17 protein-coding genes and 1 pseudogene are annotated in these 17,052 nt (G+C 38.1%); 5 read left to right on the forward strand and 13 right to left on the reverse strand.

Going from position 1 to position 17,052, the window contains the following annotated elements; translation table 11 throughout:
• Nucleotide 1: 1 nt before the first annotated feature.
• The 3 genes from thiI to pomA all read right to left on the reverse strand — a co-directional run bounded on the left by thiI (nt 2) and on the right by pomA (nt 3,302).
• The gene (gene thiI, locus PVK71_RS12495) at nt 2–1,450 is read right to left on the reverse strand and encodes a tRNA uracil 4-sulfurtransferase ThiI (protein WP_274419251.1); all 1,449 of its coding nucleotides are present in this window, start codon (nt 1,448–1,450) and stop codon (nt 2–4) included.
• A 142-nt stretch (nt 1,451–1,592) separates the two neighbouring features.
• The gene (locus PVK71_RS12500) at nt 1,593–2,522 is read right to left on the reverse strand and encodes a flagellar motor protein MotB (RefSeq protein WP_274419250.1); all 930 of its coding nucleotides are present in this window, start codon (nt 2,520–2,522) and stop codon (nt 1,593–1,595) included.
• A gap of 15 nt (nt 2,523–2,537) precedes the next feature.
• Nucleotides 2,538–3,302 (reverse strand): flagellar motor protein PomA, encoded by a 765-nt coding sequence (pomA, locus tag PVK71_RS12505; protein WP_130048749.1) that lies wholly within the window; start codon nt 3,300–3,302, stop codon nt 2,538–2,540.
• A gap of 278 nt (nt 3,303–3,580) precedes the next feature.
• Between pomA and xseB the strand changes: the two genes are divergently transcribed.
• The 4 genes from xseB to PVK71_RS12525 all read left to right on the forward strand — a co-directional run bounded on the left by xseB (nt 3,581) and on the right by PVK71_RS12525 (nt 7,108).
• On the forward strand, nt 3,581–3,823 hold the full coding sequence (gene xseB, locus PVK71_RS12510) for an exodeoxyribonuclease VII small subunit (RefSeq protein ID WP_130044743.1): 243 nt from the start codon (nt 3,581–3,583) through the stop codon (nt 3,821–3,823).
• Nucleotides 3,816–4,712 carry a (2E,6E)-farnesyl diphosphate synthase gene (ispA, locus tag PVK71_RS12515; RefSeq protein ID WP_274419278.1) on the forward strand — a complete coding sequence of 299 codons (897 nt, stop codon included), beginning with the start codon at nt 3,816–3,818 and terminating at the stop codon, nt 4,710–4,712. The genes xseB and ispA overlap by 8 nt, the downstream gene beginning before the upstream one ends.
• 20 nt (nt 4,713–4,732) lie before the next feature.
• Complete coding sequence (dxs, locus tag PVK71_RS12520) at nt 4,733–6,616, forward strand: 1-deoxy-D-xylulose-5-phosphate synthase (protein ID WP_274419249.1); 1,884 nt, start codon at nt 4,733–4,735, stop codon at nt 6,614–6,616.
• A 216-nt stretch (nt 6,617–6,832) separates the two neighbouring features.
• The gene (locus PVK71_RS12525) at nt 6,833–7,108 is read left to right on the forward strand and encodes a hypothetical protein (protein ID WP_274419248.1); all 276 of its coding nucleotides are present in this window, start codon (nt 6,833–6,835) and stop codon (nt 7,106–7,108) included.
• Here PVK71_RS12525 and PVK71_RS12530 read toward each other — a convergent pair.
• The 10 genes and pseudogenes from PVK71_RS12530 to nrdR form a co-directional block, all read right to left on the reverse strand.
• Complete coding sequence (locus PVK71_RS12530; RefSeq protein WP_274419247.1) at nt 7,105–9,333, reverse strand: LuxQ periplasmic sensor domain-containing protein; 2,229 nt, start codon at nt 9,331–9,333, stop codon at nt 7,105–7,107. The two genes, PVK71_RS12525 and PVK71_RS12530, sit on opposite strands and share 4 nt — an antisense overlap.
• Nucleotides 9,326–10,422, reverse strand: a pseudogene (locus PVK71_RS12535) (substrate-binding domain-containing protein). The gene PVK71_RS12530 and the pseudogene PVK71_RS12535 overlap by 8 nt, the downstream one beginning before the upstream one ends.
• 30 nt (nt 10,423–10,452) lie before the next feature.
• Entirely contained in the window at nt 10,453–10,956 is a 504-nt protein-coding gene (gene pgpA, locus PVK71_RS12540; RefSeq protein ID WP_274419246.1) for a phosphatidylglycerophosphatase A, read from the reverse strand.
• 2 nt (nt 10,957–10,958) lie between these two features.
• On the reverse strand, nt 10,959–11,951 hold the full coding sequence (thiL, locus tag PVK71_RS12545) for a thiamine-phosphate kinase (RefSeq protein WP_274419245.1): 993 nt from the start codon (nt 11,949–11,951) through the stop codon (nt 10,959–10,961).
• A gap of 82 nt (nt 11,952–12,033) precedes the next feature.
• A complete protein-coding gene (gene nusB / locus PVK71_RS12550) occupies nt 12,034–12,501 on the reverse strand; it encodes a transcription antitermination factor NusB (RefSeq protein ID WP_105054205.1) in 468 nt (155 codons plus the stop codon).
• Nucleotides 12,501–12,971, reverse strand: coding sequence for a 6,7-dimethyl-8-ribityllumazine synthase (ribH, locus tag PVK71_RS12555; RefSeq protein ID WP_122035847.1), 471 nt, complete (start codon nt 12,969–12,971; stop codon nt 12,501–12,503). The genes nusB and ribH overlap by 1 nt, the downstream gene beginning before the upstream one ends.
• Nucleotides 12,972–13,120: 149 nt before the next feature.
• Nucleotides 13,121–14,230 (reverse strand): bifunctional 3,4-dihydroxy-2-butanone-4-phosphate synthase/GTP cyclohydrolase II, encoded by a 1,110-nt coding sequence (gene ribBA / locus PVK71_RS12560; protein WP_274419244.1) that lies wholly within the window; start codon nt 14,228–14,230, stop codon nt 13,121–13,123.
• A gap of 37 nt (nt 14,231–14,267) precedes the next feature.
• A complete protein-coding gene (locus PVK71_RS12565) occupies nt 14,268–14,924 on the reverse strand; it encodes a riboflavin synthase (RefSeq protein ID WP_274419243.1) in 657 nt (218 codons plus the stop codon).
• A 3-nt stretch (nt 14,925–14,927) separates the two neighbouring features.
• Nucleotides 14,928–16,049, reverse strand: coding sequence for a bifunctional diaminohydroxyphosphoribosylaminopyrimidine deaminase/5-amino-6-(5-phosphoribosylamino)uracil reductase RibD (gene ribD / locus PVK71_RS12570; RefSeq protein ID WP_274419242.1), 1,122 nt, complete (start codon nt 16,047–16,049; stop codon nt 14,928–14,930).
• A 1-nt stretch (nt 16,050) separates the two neighbouring features.
• Entirely contained in the window at nt 16,051–16,500 is a 450-nt protein-coding gene (gene nrdR / locus PVK71_RS12575; RefSeq protein WP_130044730.1) for a transcriptional regulator NrdR, read from the reverse strand.
• A gap of 225 nt (nt 16,501–16,725) precedes the next feature.
• On the opposite strand from nrdR, the gene PVK71_RS12580 reads away from it, so the two are divergent.
• The gene (locus tag PVK71_RS12580) at nt 16,726–17,052 is read left to right on the forward strand and encodes a hypothetical protein (protein WP_130044728.1); all 327 of its coding nucleotides are present in this window, start codon (nt 16,726–16,728) and stop codon (nt 17,050–17,052) included.

The raw sequence follows: 17,052 nt of genomic DNA on the forward strand, positions 1-17,052 counted from the left end.
GCTATGGACGGTAAACTTTTACGTTTTTGTAGCCATTTTCAATTAATAATAAAGCTTGAAGACGACTCATCACACCGCGCTCACAGTATAATAAGTACTCTTTAGATTGGTCTAAATCACCAAACTTAGTCGCTAATTTAAAGAAAGGAATATGAGCAATTTCAATACCATCTAGTGCTAGAGGTTTCTCATCTTCTTCTTCTGCGCTACGAATATCAAGAACAACAACATCAGAGCCTAGCTCAGATACCATCTCAACTTCTGTTGCTTGCTCTTGGCTTTCTTTTTCGATATCACGAATATCCATTACTCGCGCATTATAAACGGCTTGCTCAAGAACAGAGAAATCAAACTTCGCTTCTTCTTTCTCTAATTTCTCTTTCACCGCTTTTACTGTTGGTTTCTTAGAAATCACACCACAGTATTCTGGCATTGTTTTCGCAAAATCTTCAGTACCGATTTCACGAGCTAAATCAATAATGTCTTCTTTATCCCAGTTAATTAAAGGACGTAGAATCAATGAATCGGTTACATTATCAATATGACGTAAGTTCGTTAGTGTTTGGCTAGATACTTGACCTAATGCTTCACCAGTAACTAAACCTTCTATGCCAAATTTCTCAGCGACCATACCGCCCGCACGCATAAACATACGTTTTAAGATAACACCCATTTGGCCATCATCAACTTTCTCTAAGATCTCAGCAACCACTGGATCAAAATCGACAGAGATAAATTTAACTTTTGCTGATGAACCGTATTTTTTCCACAAGAAATGAGAAACTTGTTTTACGCCAATCTCGTGAGCTGGACCACCTAAGTTAAAGAATAAGTAGTGAACTTTTGAGCCACGTTTGATGTGTAAGTAACTTGAAACACCCGAGTCAAAACCACCAGAAATTAAACTTAATACATCCTCTTGTGTACCAAGAGGGAAGCCGCCTAAACCTTTATGGCGAGCAATCACTAAGTTCAGTTTTTCATTCTCAACTTCAAACTTAACCGTTACTTCAGGGTTCTTTAATCGTACTTTTGCTGATTCAACCGCTTGATTTAAACCGCCACCAACATAACGCTCTAATTCAATAGAAGTAAATTCATGTGTACCACGGCGTTTAGCACGCACACAGAACGTTTTACCTTCAATGATCTCACGATTCATCTCTAAACATTGTTCATAGATATCGTGCATATCCGCAAAAGCACTCTGTTTAACTTCTAGTACATGGTGAATGCCTGGAGTATGAGTAACAGCCGTAAGTACTTCATTACGGTATGTACCATCAAGACCTGAAACTTCAATGTAATCACGACGGTTAATCACTTCAACGCCTTTTGTTTCGCGTTTAATGATGCTGCGTAAATTCGTTTCAAGAATACGAATAAAACGCTTACGTACTGAATCACTTTTTACAAAAACTTCTGGGTGTGGCTTAACGATAAACTTCATATATAGGCTTCACTGATGTGGAATAACAATCAAAAGGTTAGACTAAATGGATTTAAGACCTAATCTAAGGCGCAAGATTATACCGAAAAAAAAGGTGAGTTGCTAATTCAACTCACCTTTCCATTTTTTGTTTCTTTATATTTTACTGCTGAGTACTAGGTACTTCATCACTCTCATGCGCTTTACCTTGCATGATACTAATTTCAACTCGACGGTTACGAGCTCGCTGAGCTGCCGTTTTATTTGGTACAAGAGGCTCTGTTGACGCCATGCCTCGAACACGTAAACGGTCGCTTTCAAAGCCCTTCACTCGCTCCATTTCATGAGCAACAGAAACCGCACGCTGCGCAGATAAATCCCAATTAGAACGGTATAATTCCGAATCTAATGGTTGATTATCAGTGTGTCCAGACACTCTAATAATCCCAGGGACATCCTTAACTAACTCACCAATTTGACGGATAAGAGGACGAAATTGAGGCTGTAAGAATGCAGAACCCGCAGGGAATGCGCCCTTTTCACGAATTCGAATCACTAATTGCTGACCCAAATTCTCAACTTCTAACGCACCATCATCAATTTCACGTTCTAGTGCTTTTTTGATGGTTTCTTCTAACTCTTGTTGTGTTTGGCTTTGGCTTTCTGACTCTGACTCACTTTGAGAATTAGTCTGCGTTGAGGTAGACGATGACTCTCCTCCTGTTTGCTTACCTGCATCACGTTTTGTACCACCAGCACGATCAGACTCGCCATCATGAAAATCCAATGTCTTCTGAGGGATATCTATCGTTTGTTGCATGATCACTTCAATCGGTGTTGGCTCAGGGCGACCAGGTCGAAACTCTTGCGCAATAACACTGGTTCCTTTAGGTATATCTTTTACTTCAAGTACGTTTTGAACACCAAATGCAAACTTCATCGAACCTGCTATTTGCTTAAATTTCAATACATCCATTTCAGAAAAAGAAAGTAACAGTACGAAGAAACACATTAATAGCGTTGCTAAGTCAGCAAATGTTGCCATCCATAAAGGGGCACCAGGAGGACATTTACACTTATCTTCATCTTCCATTGCTAGCTCCTAGTTTTATTCTTCGCCAATATCAACAACACGCTTCTTCTCGTTTAAGTAATTACGTAGGTAACTATCAATAACACGAGGGTTCTGACCATCTTGAATAGCTAAAATACCATCAAGAATTAAACGTCGATTTAATTTCTCTTGTTCTTTACGTAATTCTAATTTATGCGCAATAGGGAATGCGATCATATTTGAGATAACAGAACCATATAATGTTGTTAAAAGTGCAACGGCCATTGCTGGACCAATCGATTTAGGATCGTCCATGTTTGATAACATACCTACCAAACCGATAAGCGTACCAATCATACCCATTGCCGGCGCCACATCGCCAAACGCGTTAAATACACCAACCCCACGCTCATGACGTTCGTTAGTCAACGCGATGTCTTTTTGTAATGTTGCTTTAACTACTTCAGCATCGTGTCCATCAACCAATAAGTCGATGCCTTTTTGCATGAATGAATTACTGATCTCTTTTTCTTCTAATGCTAAAAAACCGCCTTTACGAGCAGCATCGGCCATTTCAACGATCGTCACAATTAAATCAACTGGCTCGTCCGTTTTAAACATAAATGCTTTTGCGGCAATTTTACCTGCGCCAAAAAATTGGCCTACGGTAAACTTCATCAATACAACGAAGACAGAACCACCCATTACAATCAGTACCGATGTTGTATCCATAAAGATGGCTAAGCCACCGGCCAGTACCATTGCCATGATAATAAATGCAAAGCTACCAACTAAACCTATTAACGTTGCTAAATCCACAGAGCGCTCCCCTATCTTGCTGCTTGTGTTTATTTATAATGTGCTAAGCAAAAAACAAGCCATAAAAATCACCCATTTTTTTGCCGCTTATCTCTTATCGACCGAACGTATCAATGGTTTAATTTTTTTATTAAAAAAGACAACACCACCAATGGATTGCTTGAAATTTAACCCCTAACGCGTAAATTCTACTTTAATGTATCACTTTCTTACCACTTCAATTGACCCTTTACGTACTCTGAGTTACCTTTCTTGGATCATTTTAAGAGTGAATCATTATGGCTGTAAAAAAACCTGAAAATTTATCGTTTGAAGCGGCAATTGAAGAACTGGATTCTGTCGTTAACCAATTAGAGGGCGGAGATCTGCCTCTTGAAGATGCTCTGAAGAAGTTTGAGCGTGGTATTGCCCTAGCTCGTGCGGGACAAGAAAAGCTGACTCAAGCTGAGCAACGTGTCGATATTCTTCTTCAAGCTGATGATAATGCTGAACTAACCCCTTTTGATACTAATGATGATTGATTCACTAAAACAACAATTACCTATTTATCAACAACGTAACATTGAACAATTGCATCAATGGCTTGATAAAATTGAAATTCAACAGCAACCTCTAACTGAAGCGATGAAATACGCATTACTTCTTGGAGGTAAACGCGCTCGTCCTTATCTTGTCTATATCACGGCAAAAATGTTAGGTGTACCGACTGAACACACTGATGCAGCAGCGGCAGCAGTTGAATGCATACACTCATACTCTTTAATTCATGATGATTTACCAGCAATGGATAATGACGATTTACGCCGAGGTCATGCTACTTGTCATATAAAGTTTGATGAAGCTACCGCTATTCTTGCCGGTGATGCCTTACAAACCTTAGCGTTTGAAATTCTAGCTAATGGTTCATTGACCGCAGATGCTGAATCTTCTCGAATTGATATGATCCGCGTGTTAGCAAAAGCCTCTGGAGCTTCTGGTATGTGCATGGGGCAATCTCTTGATTTACAGGCTGAAGGGAAGAAAGTTAACTTGTCTTCTTTAGAGCAGATTCACGCTCATAAAACGGGAGCATTAATAAAAAGTGCCGTTCAACTTGGTGCATTATGTGCTGGGGATAAGGGCAAAGCAATTCTCCCTCAACTTGAAACGTATGCCGACGCTATCGGTTTAGCTTTTCAAGTTCAAGATGATATCCTAGATATTACTAGCGATACTGAAACTCTCGGAAAACCTCAAGGTTCTGATCTAGAATTAGAGAAAAGTACTTACCCTGCCTTACTTGGCCTTGATGGCGCTCAACAGAAAGCAGAGCAATTGTACCAAACCGCAATTGAAGCATTGAATGATATCCCTTATAACACGGATGCAATGCAAGCGTTCGCCCAATACGTCATTGAGCGTAAAAACTAAAACAGATAAGCGCTAATATTATGTCACTAGATATTTCAAAATACCCGATTCTGGCTTTGGCAAATACACCAGATGAATTACGCTCTTTACCTAGAGAAAGCCTGCCTGCTTTATGTGATGAGCTACGTACTTACCTATTAAATTCAGTCAGTAAAACAAGCGGACACTTAGCGTCTGGTCTTGGTGTTGTTGAGTTAACCGTTGCTTTGCATTACGTGTATAACACGCCTTTTGATCAGCTTATTTGGGATGTTGGACATCAAGCTTATCCTCATAAAATATTAACCGGTCGCCGTGAACAGTTATCTACTATTCGCCAAAAAGACGGATTACACCCATTTCCATGGCGCGGTGAGAGTGAATACGACGTATTGTCTGTAGGACATTCATCTACCTCAATTAGTGCCGCTTTAGGTTTAGCTATTTGTGCTGAAAAAGAACAAGAGAACCGTAAGGTCGTTAGTGTTATTGGTGATGGTGCAATTACCGCAGGCATGGCATTTGAAGCCTTAAACCACGCAGGTGATATTCACCCAGATATGTTAGTTGTCTTAAATGACAATGAGATGTCAATTTCTGAAAACGTAGGTGCATTGAACAACCAATTAGCACGAGTACTTTCAGGAAGCCTATATACATCAATTCGTGAAGGTGGCAAAAAAGTACTTTCTGGTACCCCAACGATTAAAGAGTTATTAAAGCGCACGGAAGAACACTTAAAAGGCATGGTTGTACCTGGCACCATGTTTGAAGAACTAGGTTTTAATTACATTGGTCCTGTTGATGGACATGATGTCAACGAGCTTGTTCATACCTTAAAGAATATGCGTAATTTAAAAGGACCGCAGTTCTTACACATCATGACCAAGAAAGGAAAAGGCTACGAGCCTGCTGAAAAAGATCCTATCAGCTACCATGGTGTTCCAAAATTTGACCCAAAAGACAGCTCATTACCTAAATCGTCTGGCGGCAAACCAACATTCTCAAACATCTTTGGTGATTTCCTTTGCGATATGGCTAAAGAAGACAATAAGTTAATGGCTATCACGCCTGCTATGCGCGAAGGATCTGGCATGGTTCGCTTCTCTAAAGAATACCCAAGCCAATATTTTGATGCCGCTATTGCAGAACAACATGCAGTGACACTTGCCAGTGGTATGGCTATTGCCGGTTACAATCCGATTGTTGCTATCTACTCAACGTTTTTACAACGTGGCTATGACCAGTTAATTCATGACGTTGCGATTATGGATTTACCCGTGATGTTTGCGATTGACCGTGCAGGTCTCGTGGGCGCAGATGGTCAGACTCACCAAGGCGCTTTTGATATCAGCTTTATGCGCTGTATTCCAAATATGGTTATCATGACGCCAAGCGATGAAAATGAATGCCGTCAAATGCTATACACTGGCCATAAGCATACTGGACCAAGTGCAGTTCGTTACCCAAGAGGCAGCGCAACTGGTGTTGATGTTGATAAAACAATGCAAGCACTAGAAATTGGTAAAGGCCGCCTACTTCGTGAAACTAAAATCATGGAAAAAGGAGAGCGTGTTGCTATTTTAAACTTTGGCACTTTCTTAGAAAATAGCCTTGTGGCAGCTGAGAAGTTAGATGCTACTGTTGCAGACATGCGCTTTGCAAAACCACTCGATGAAGCCCTACTATGCGAATTAGTAACGAGTCATGATGTATTAGTTACTATTGAAGAAAATGCAATTTCAGGTGGTGCAGGTTCGGGTGTGATTGAATTCTTGATGAAGAACCGCTTAATTAAACCAGTTCTACAATTAGGTTTACCTGATGAGTTCATTGCTCAAGGTACGCAAGAAGAAATGCACACCGAACTTGGATTAGATGCGCAAGGTATTGAAAAACAGATCAGAGACTATCTGGATCTCTAAGTAATCCTTATCTAATTTTCAGTAATACATAAAAAATGCCACAACTCTGTGGCATTTTTTATATCTAGCTAAACAGCAATTTAGTCTAATTTACCTACTTTCGGCAAAAACTGAGCAATGCAATATACTTTCTTAGACATAAGATTTCCTTGTGTTATTGACTGTCGTTCGTTTATCTTTCATTATCACCCAACGATTAATTGTATGGTCAACATAATGAAATCAGACGTAGATAAAATGCTTAGTAAACACCAACAACTTACGCACAGTGTTGATGTAAAAGTTACATCCCATACTCAGCGTGATATTGGAGATTGGATACAGCATACCATTATGATTGAAAACTGTAATGTCCCATTCAAATTTAACCGAACAAAACCCTACCAATCTCTCAAAGGGGCAAAAGTAAATATCACTTATTACCCAAGCGTAGAAATACTAGCGGGTTTTGAAATAGAAATAATGAAAGTAGTTCGAATTAAACGCAGCTAATTTCTACACTGGAGCTTATAAAAAACTAAAGCATCTAAAATAGACTTTTCTTTTATTGGCTTCGTAATTACATAATTAGCTCCAGCCATTAAGAACTCCTCATTAGACTCTTTTAATACATCAGCCGTATACGCATAAATAGGTGTATTCAATTTTAATACATCACGAATATATTTTGTTGCCTCAATACCACTCATCCCTGGCATCTGATTATCCATAAGAATAAGATCAAACGATCTCTCTAAGAGTTGATTAATACCATTCTGAGCAGAAATTTGCCAATCCACACTTAAACCATATTTTTGACAATAAGCCTTAGCGATATAAGCATTAGATTTATTATCTTCAATCAAAAGTACATTTAAACCTGTTGGCAACAAAGATTCGTAAGTACTACCTTGACTCTCAATGTTTGCATCTACGGTTTTAATAACAGCAACAGGGACTTGTACATAAAAAACAGAGCCTCCACCAGATTTGCTTTGGACACTAATTTTTCCATTCAATAAATTCAACAACTGCTTTACAATGGCTAATCCTAACCCACTACCACCAACTCGTCTTATTTCTGTTGATTCCGCTTGAATGAAGGGCTCAAATATTAACGCTTGTTCCTTTCGGTCCATACCTATTCCGGTATCTGCCACATCAATATAAAGGATAATTTGGTCATTCTTTGTTTTTAAAGAAAGCGTCAATTTAACATTACCAAATTCAGTAAACTTAACAGCATTACTTAATAAGTTGAATAATATTTGAGTTAGCCTCACCTGATCTGAATTGATTAATGCATTTTCATCTATTTTATTATGGATAATAAAATAGATTCCCTTCTCACAACAAAGAGGAGTATATATTGCGTTAATTGTTTCTAATACGTCACTCAATTTAAATGGTTCGCACGATATATTGAGTTTATCTTGTTCTATTTGAGAAAAGTCAAGCACATCATTTAACACAGCAAGAAGGTGCTCACCTCCCTGGTGAAGAATTGCTACTTGTTTTCTTTGTTCAACGGTTAAATCACTTTGTTTTAATAAACTAGAGATCCCAAGGATACCATTTAAAGGTGTCCGTATCTCATGACTCATTCGAGCCAAGAAATCTGATTTTACTTGTGTGGACTTTTCAGCAGCGGCTTGAGCCTTATAACTTTCTTCTTTTGCTTCAATTAATTCAATAAAGGTTTCTTCTAATTTATGCCCGATATTATCAAATTCAAGAATTCCACTACCTTGATATTGAGTATCCGAATTTTTTTTTGATACATCATCTGCATATTTTAGCAATGAGTTAAGTGCTAATACTATTTTATGCTCAAAAAGACCTCTAATTAATACAGCGATAGCGATAAGAACAAAAAATGATAATACAACACTATAAATAAACCTCTGTTCTAATAGTTCTATATTTTCTTTGTTTTTTAAAGTTAATATAGATAATTTTCCATTAAGAGATTTAATATTAATGCCAGTAACATTTACAATTCTATTTTTTAAGTGCAATGTTTCGTCACTAATTATATTTTCAATTTCACTATATTCTTTCGTTCCATATTTCAAACTTGAAGCTATAACATTATTATCATTGACGATTAAAACTTCCTGAGTATTACTTATTTTTTTTAAATCATGAACAAAAGAAATGTTATTATTTAATATTGCTGCATTATATAAATAACCTCTCACTCTACCTGTAGAGGAGGTGACAACTGGTGTTTTTCTTATTAAAAGGTGTGCTTGAGGTGCAGCTTTATCAATCATCATATAATACCAAGTATTAATATGAATATTTTTATCTAATATCTCCTGAAGATCTTGCTCGTCTAAACCAAGAAAAAGATTATTACCATCATTCCAATAAAGCATGTTATCAACTTCAATGAAACGAAAATCAGGTGAGTTATATGGTGATTTGGCTTCTATATCCGAGAAATAATGCTCAAGACTTCGAATACGATCTGTATTATTACCATCTTGTAAGCCAAGACTACCAGCATCCGTATCTTGCCTTATTTGCAATATAGCTAAACGATGATTTAAAAAATTAGTCACTAAACTAGAGGTTTGCTGAAGATTTCGCTTCACCTCTTCGTTAATCGTATTAATACTAAGCTGGTAGGTATGGATAGTTATACCGACTGTTAAAATAGAAAATATAACGAAAATAGCTCGAAAGATAAGATCTGCTAACGATGCTTTTTTCAAAACATTTTCTTTATTCATGCTCTAAATCTACTCCTGAGTAGCGAAAAGCTCTTTGCTTTAAGCTTTCTAACTCTTCTAAACTTGTTTCAGATGTTACCACTTCAAAATCACCAGAATATACTGTCGGTACTTGCTTACCTTCAAGGTCTAGCTTAATAGCTTCAGCCATTGCAATACCTATGTCATCATTCATTCTCATAACTGTAGCGTCTAATTTACCCTGTTCGATAGCAGCTAACTCTAACGATCCACCACCCCAGCCATTAAGTACTGGTTGAACATTCGTGATTTCATCTAATACATCTAGTGCTCCAAGAGCAATATCAGTAGAAGAAGCATAAATAAAATCAACATCAGGATTACTAGTTACCATACTTTGAGCTGCGTCATAGGCCTTTCTTTTGTTGCTTCTGTATAAAATGAAGATGTTAATGTGTACTTATTATTATCCATTGATTGAACAAATACATCACCTCTAGCAGTACTTAAATAGCCATAAGAATAATATAACATCCCATATTTAGCACCATTAGGAAACTTAGTTTGAAAATATTTTGCTAACAAACGAGTACCTATAACATGATCAAAACCGGCATATAATAATGGCTGAGTGTCACGCCATGCTTTTACGGGTGTTGTGATATTTTGCAGAATAATTTTGGTTTCAGGATTCTGTAATGCATGTTCAATAAATTTACGATGACGAGTAGTACTAAGAGTAAAAATAAGATAATCCGATTTTTTCTCAATCGCATTATATAAAGAGCGACTCTGCTCTTTAAAGTCTACATTCAAGCGGGTTGATACTGGCATTAATTCATAATCGATACTTAATGCTTGTAAGCGAGCCTCAAAAGCAATTAAGTTACGCTTCCAATAGTCAGAAGCTTGCTCTCCAGGATAAACAAATGAAATTTTAACAGGTTTATCTTGTTGTACAGAAAGTGGAATGGGCGCTTCCTTTACGGTATCAGCCAGTGATGATGTTAGCGCTTTTTCTTTAGGATATTTTGTTAGATACTCATTATACCCCCAGTAACCAACCAAAACCGGATCTGAAAATACTGATTTTGAATAGCTTAAAAACGTCGTCAATGCGAGTAACATTGAACAATATTTTACTCTGAATTTAACCATTTATAACCAACCAGAATATTTACCAATTAACCAAAGGCTAATTAGAGCCATAAATCCAGCGACAATATCATCTAGCATGATGCCAAAGCCGCCATGAACTTTGTTATCTAGCCATCCAATTGGCCAAGGTTTTACCATGTCGAAAAATCGAAATAAAATAAACCCTGTTAGTAACCATTTCCAGTCAGTTACCGATATATTTAAGTAAGGAACAATACTCATTGTTATCCAAAGACCAACGAACTCATCCCATACAATTGAACCGTGATCGTGCACCTTCATATCTGATGAAGTGATATCACAAATTTTAATTCCTATTACCGCAGAAATAATAATAGCGGCTACAAATAGAGAAAAAGGCAATTGTGCTAACAATAGATAAAATGGGATTGCAGCTAGAGTTCCCATGGTTCCAGGGATAACTGGCACTAAACCACTACCAAACCCTGTAGCCAGAAGATGCCACGGATTTTTCAAACTAATTAATGCTAAAGGATTTGTCATGATTAATTCCTAAAATGATCGTAGCCATAAAGAACCCAATCTAATAAGGTGGTGTCTTTACGTAATTTCACATTATTCTGCAAGGTGGTAAATGGACCTTTCGCGATTTCACCAATTATACTAACATCTTGATTTAAAAGAAAAGATATTTGTTGAATTGCTTCTCTATTCTCTTTTGGTGCAGTGAAACAAAGTTCATACTCTTCTCCACTTACTAATGCCATTTTCAAACACTTATCAATATCATGAGAATAAAATGTCATAAGCTCATTACTAATTGGTAAAGCATTTACCTGTATTTGAGCGGATACATTTGACTGTTTAAGTATATGACCTAAATCTGAAATAAGCCCATCAGAAATATCTAATGCAGAGTGGCAGAGATGGCGAATTTTTTGTGCTAATTGAATTTTGGGGTTTGAATAATAATGTCTACGTTCTAGTTCTTGTTCCAGCTCTGTTTTTATTTGCTTCTTTTTATCGAGCAATATATCAAGACCAGCAGCACTGTCTCCTATAAATCCAGTAACGTAAATATCATCTCCTACCTTTGCACCTTTACGAGTTAACGCCTCTCCCCTTGGTACAAGACCTTGAACCGTAATAGTAATACTTAAAGGGCCTTTTGTTGTATCACCACCAATGAGTTGTACATTATGTTGTTTTGCTAAACCAAAGAAACCTTCGCAAAATCCTTCTAGCCACTTCTCATCAGGCTTAGGTAACGTTAATGCGAGAGAAACCCAGGTTGGTTTTGCTCCCATTGCTGCCAAATCACTTAAATTAGAAGCCAGTGCTTTATATCCAACCCTAACAGGATCAGCATCTTCTAAAAAATGCGTTCCCGCAGCTAAAGTATCTGTTGTAATCGCAACTTGATAACCTTCGGGTACTGAAACCAAGGCGCAATCATCACCAATACCCAAGTCAACATCACTTCTAGAAAGATTGTCTTGAACAAAGAATCGATCTATTAAATTAAATTCACTACTCATTGTTTATGCATTCAGTTTTTAGTTATAAAAAAGGCCAGCAACTAGGCTGACCTTTACAATTAATTAGTATGCTACTTCCAACTTATTTTTTACGTAAAGTCGGAGCCGCTTTATCTAATACACCGTTTACAAATTTGTGGCTATCTTCTGCTGCGAATACTTTTGCAAGTTCAATCGCTTCATTGATAACAACTTTGTATGGTACGTCATCACGGTTCATCATCTCGTAAATAGACATACGTAATAACGCAAGTTCCATTTGGTCAAGATCTTGAAGTGGACGAGATAAGTATGGACGCATTTTACCGTCTAACTTAATATGGTTAAGAGCAACACCTGAGAAAAGATCGCGGAAATACGCTACATCTGTCTCTGGGGCTTGTAGCTTAGGCTCTTTTGCATGATGCTCTTCTTCATCATACTTCTCTGCAGTTAAAAACTGCTCTTCAATATCAGCAATATTTTCTTTGCTTAATTGCCATGAATAGATTGCTTGAAGCGCAAATTGACGTGCATTACGACGTGCGGCTGGTTTCACACTAACCCCCATTAGGATTCGATTTGAGACAGAACATTAATCATTTCGAGTGCGCTTAGTGCAGCCTCTGCCCCTTTATTACCAGCCTTGGTACCGGCGCGCTCGATTGCTTGATCGATAGTATCAACAGTCAAAACACCAAACGCCACTGGAATACTATACTCCAGAGATACTTGTGCTAGACCCTTATTGCATTCACTACATACATAGTCAAAATGTGGTGTACCACCACGAATAACAGAACCCAATGAAACAATAGCATCATATTTTGCTGTTTTAGCTACTCGTTGAGCAACTAATGGTAATTCTACAGCGCCAGGGCAGCGAACAACAGTGATGTTTTCTTCAGATACTTGACCAAAACGCGTTAAAGTATCAATAGCGCCAGAAAGTAAACTTTCATTAATAAAGCTATTAAAGCGAGAAATGACAATTGCAATTTTCGCATTAGGAGCAGCAACGCCGCCTTCAATTACGTTCATAAGCCTTCCTGTATCTATATTATTCCAATTAAACTGGGTAACTATTTTCAACTATATATCATAGTGAGAATCGGCGAATTCTATCACAGCTTTGTGACAAATATCTAATTATTTGGGCTCTATTTACTCAATAGAGCCCATGAGAGCCTTTATTTTGATACGTATTCAACCACATTAAGGCCAAAGCCTGATAATGAATGGTAACGCTTTGAAGATGACGATAGTAAACGCATATCAGAGATCCCTAAATCAGCCAGGATTTGAGACCCAACACCGACACGGCGAGAAGTGCCCTGCTTTTTCGCCATTGTTGGCGCTTCACCACTATCTTGTCGTTCTAATACTTTAATTTTATGAACAATACTATCTGCTGATTCTTCATTACCTAAGATAACCAGCACGCCACCTTCATTTGCAATACGCTGCATTGCTGTTGGTAATGTCCAACTGCGCTCAGAACAGCGGTCAGAATGAAGGATATCTGTAAAGGTATCTTGTAGATGAACACGAACTAAAGGCGCGTTATCTGATACATTCTCTTTTTTCATTGCATAATGAAGTTGGTTATCAATGGTGTCGCGGTAAGTCACTAGCTCAAAGTCACCAAACTCTGTTGGTAACTTACACTCAGCAACACGCTCAATCGTAGTTTCATTGTCATTACGGTATTCAATTAAATCGGCAATGGTACCTAATTTGATATCGTGCTTTTCAGCAAAAACTTCTAAATCAGGGCGACGGGCCATCGTTCCGTCATCATTTAAGATTTCAACAATCACACCTGCAGGTTCAAAACCAGCTAAACGCGCTAAATCACAACCAGCTTCAGTATGGCCAGCGCGAGTTAATACTCCACCTTCTTGAGCTGCTAACGGGAAAATATGGCCTGGCTGAACTAAATCAGCTGCCACTGCATTTTTTGCCACTGCCGCTTCAACTGTACGAGAACGATCGGCTGCTGAAATACCTGTTGTTACGCCTTCAGCCGCTTCAATAGAAACCGTAAAGTTAGTCGTAAACTGTGCGTTATTGTCTTGTACCATTGGTGGAAGACCTAGATTTTCACAACGATCTTTAGTCAGAGTTAAACAAATTAAACCACGACCGTGTGTTGCCATGAAATTAATAGCTTCTGGTGTGATTTTTTCTGCAGCAATGATCAAATCGCCTTCATTTTCACGATCTTCATCATCCATTAGGATAACCATCTTACCTAAACGAATATCTTCAATAATGTCTTTTGCTGAGCTAATTGCCATGTGAAATACCTTTAATATATTAAATTAGGTTAAGTGGTTATTTTAAGAAACCTGATTTTGCCAAAAGATCCATCGTAACAGAAGACTCAGGTTTCTCTTCTTTCTGTCCGGTCACAAGTCTTTCTAAATAACGAGCGATAACATCGACTTCTAAGTTCACTTTTTGTCCTACAGAGAAGTTATCCATGGTTGTTTCCGCTGCCGTATGAGGAACGATCGTCAGCTTAAATGCATTTTTTCGTACATCGTTCACCGTTAAGCTAATACCATCAACCGTAATCGACCCTTTTTCTACCACATACTTTGCTAAACTTTGTGGTAATTGGATCCAAAACTCAACCGCTCGGCCTGTTTGATGGCGCTCAATGATTTCACCAACTGCATCAACATGGCCAGAGACAATATGACCACCAAAGCGAGTCGTTGGTAACATGGCTTTTTCAAGATTCACTTTATCGCCCGCTTTGTAATCAACAAAACCAGTACGCTTTAAAGTCTCTAACGATAAATCAGCAGTATAGGTATGCTCTGTCATCGCAACAACCGTTAAGCACACACCGTTGGTGGCAATGCTATCTCCAAGCTTTACATCGCCCATATCTAACTTACCAACATTGACGGTAACACTAATATCTTCACCTTTTGGAGTGATTGCCTGAAGTGTTCCTATTGACTCAATAATTCCTGTAAACATCTGTTACCTTACTATTTTTGCTGTAATACGAATGTCTTTTCCGACCATTCGAACATCCGTAATGTCTAAGTCTATTGCTTCAGACATGGCTTTTAATCCAACTAGATTCAATAAGCTGCGTCCATCGGATCCCATTAACTTAGGTGCAAGGTAAATAATCAACTCATCCACTAAATTTTCTTTTATCATACTTGCTGCTAATGTCGCACCTGCTTCGACCCAGATATGATTAACGTTATATTCTTGTGCTATTTTATCTATGACTTCGGATAGAATCAGCTGCTCGTCATCACCTACATTACAATGAAGGTGATTTCCTTGAGCTATCACGGAGTGAGAAAGCTGAGAAGAAACTGTCGCAATTTCTCCCTCTGTCATAAATAACTTAAGTTTAGGCGTTAGCTGATGTTGGCGATCTAAGATAATACGTAAAGGCTGTCTTAATGCTTCTTTTGGGTAGGATTTTTGTATGGATGCAGGAAGATCTTCCCAACGAACATTCAACGAAGCATTATCTTCAATTACCGTTTTCGATGTGGATAAAATAGCCCCTGCTTGCGCTCGGTAACGTTGAACATCTTGTCTTGCTTCTTTTGATGTTATCCATTGGCTTACCCCATTTTCTAATGCGGTTTTACCATCTAAACTCGCTGCCATTTTTAATTGAACAAATGGCTTTCCCGTTTCCATACGTTGTAAGAAGGTAGGATTTAAGGCTCTTGCATCGGCTTCTAATAACCCTGATGCTGTCTCAATACCGGCTTCATTTAACATTGCTAAACCACGCCCTGCAACTTGAGGATTAGGGTCAACCATTGCGCAAATAACCTTGGCAACACCCGCTTTTATTAAACCTTCAGCACAAGGTGGGGTTCTTCCATAATGTGAACAAGGCTCCAATGTCACATACGCAGTGGCATTTTCGGCATCTTTACCAGCCTGACGCAGTGCATATACTTCAGCGTGTGGCTCACCCGCTTTTAAATGCGCCCCCTCACCAATAATCTGTCCATTTTTTACCAATACACACCCTACGTTTGGGTTTGGTGCAGTGGTATAAATACCTTGTCTTGCCAATGAAATGGCTCTTTGCATCATTTGGTGATCTTGGGAGGTAAGTTTCATGTTATTTCTCTAATTTTGCGATTTCTTCACCGAACTCTTTAATGTCTTCAAAACTACGATAGACAGAAGCAAAACGTATATAAGCCACTTTATCGAGTTCTTTTAATTGGTCCATTACAAGGTTACCAATCATATCTGAAGGCACTTCTCGCTCACCTGTTGCTCGTAATTGTGACTTAATGGTATTTAATGATAACTCAACTAAATCGGCACTCACTGGTCGCTTCTCTAACGAACGATATAGACCACCAGATAATTTATCTTCATCAAATGGTTCGCGATTACCGTTCGATTTAATCACTTTTGGCATCACTAATTCAGCCGATTCAAAAGTAGTAAATCGCTCACTGCACGCCAAACACTGTCGGCGACGACGAACTTGATGCCCATCGGAAACTAATCGTGAATCGATGACTTTCGTGTCTGTTGCGCTACAAAATGGACAATGCATAAGTTGCCTCCTATTCTTTTTTATTTAGTGTACAAGAAAAGCCGTGGCGTGCCTATTGCTGCTTAGTTAACTTACAAGGCTGACTAAAATAAAGGATGAAAATAATAACTATATTATCAATTTAAAACGTCTTATGTTTACTTTCACTTTATTAATCAGAAATTCGCTTTCATTACGTATAAACGATATATTTAATAAAGAATCTAGTTTAAAGGAATAATCACAATGAAAAAAATCAGTTTAGCGTGTGTATTTGCACTAGTTTTAGCTGGCTGTAGCAGTGCACCAAAACAACAAGACAATTATCAAGATGCCTCTTTTGAGCTATGTAATACTGAAGTGAAAGTATATTCAGTTAGTGATGATGGCCGTGTTCGTATCGTATGTAGCGATGGCTCTAAGTTCCAACTAAATAGCCAAAAGACACTAGATATCATGCGTGATATTAACGTTGATTACTGTACTGGAGAAGGTCTAGGTAAGTTTAATGAAACAAGCCGTTACTACACTTTCCAATGTAAATCTGGCGCGTTGATTAATATTAATAAGTAA

Source organism: Aliivibrio sp. S4MY1, assembly GCF_028765545.1.
In the GTDB taxonomy this organism is placed as follows: domain Bacteria; phylum Pseudomonadota; class Gammaproteobacteria; order Enterobacterales; family Vibrionaceae; genus Aliivibrio.

Bases quoted from the DNA above. Each gene is read 5' to 3' on its own strand.
- thiI (WP_274419251.1), bottom strand. From the start codon at position 1,450: ATGAAGTTTATCGTTAAGCCACACCCAGAAGTTTTTGTAAAAAGTGAT.
- PVK71_RS12500 (WP_274419250.1), bottom strand. From the start codon at position 2,522: ATGGAAGATGAAGATAAGTGTAAATGTCCTCCTGGTGCCCCTTTATGG.
- xseB (WP_130044743.1), top strand. From the start codon at position 3,581: ATGGCTGTAAAAAAACCTGAAAATTTATCGTTTGAAGCGGCAATTGAA.
- ispA (WP_274419278.1), top strand. From the start codon at position 3,816: ATGATTGATTCACTAAAACAACAATTACCTATTTATCAACAACGTAAC.
- dxs (WP_274419249.1), top strand. From the start codon at position 4,733: ATGTCACTAGATATTTCAAAATACCCGATTCTGGCTTTGGCAAATACA.
- PVK71_RS12525 (WP_274419248.1), top strand. From the start codon at position 6,833: ATGAAATCAGACGTAGATAAAATGCTTAGTAAACACCAACAACTTACG.
- PVK71_RS12530 (WP_274419247.1), bottom strand. From the start codon at position 9,333: ATGAATAAAGAAAATGTTTTGAAAAAAGCATCGTTAGCAGATCTTATC.
- pgpA (WP_274419246.1), bottom strand. From the start codon at position 10,956: ATGACAAATCCTTTAGCATTAATTAGTTTGAAAAATCCGTGGCATCTT.
- thiL (WP_274419245.1), bottom strand. From the start codon at position 11,951: ATGAGTAGTGAATTTAATTTAATAGATCGATTCTTTGTTCAAGACAAT.
- nusB (WP_105054205.1), bottom strand. From the start codon at position 12,501: ATGGGGGTTAGTGTGAAACCAGCCGCACGTCGTAATGCACGTCAATTT.
- ribH (WP_122035847.1), bottom strand. From the start codon at position 12,971: ATGAACGTAATTGAAGGCGGCGTTGCTGCTCCTAATGCGAAAATTGCA.
- ribBA (WP_274419244.1), bottom strand. From the start codon at position 14,230: ATGGCAATTAGCTCAGCAAAAGACATTATTGAAGATATTCGTTTAGGT.
- PVK71_RS12565 (WP_274419243.1), bottom strand. From the start codon at position 14,924: ATGTTTACAGGAATTATTGAGTCAATAGGAACACTTCAGGCAATCACT.
- ribD (WP_274419242.1), bottom strand. From the start codon at position 16,049: ATGAAACTTACCTCCCAAGATCACCAAATGATGCAAAGAGCCATTTCA.
- nrdR (WP_130044730.1), bottom strand. From the start codon at position 16,500: ATGCATTGTCCATTTTGTAGCGCAACAGACACGAAAGTCATCGATTCA.
- PVK71_RS12580 (WP_130044728.1), top strand. From the start codon at position 16,726: ATGAAAAAAATCAGTTTAGCGTGTGTATTTGCACTAGTTTTAGCTGGC.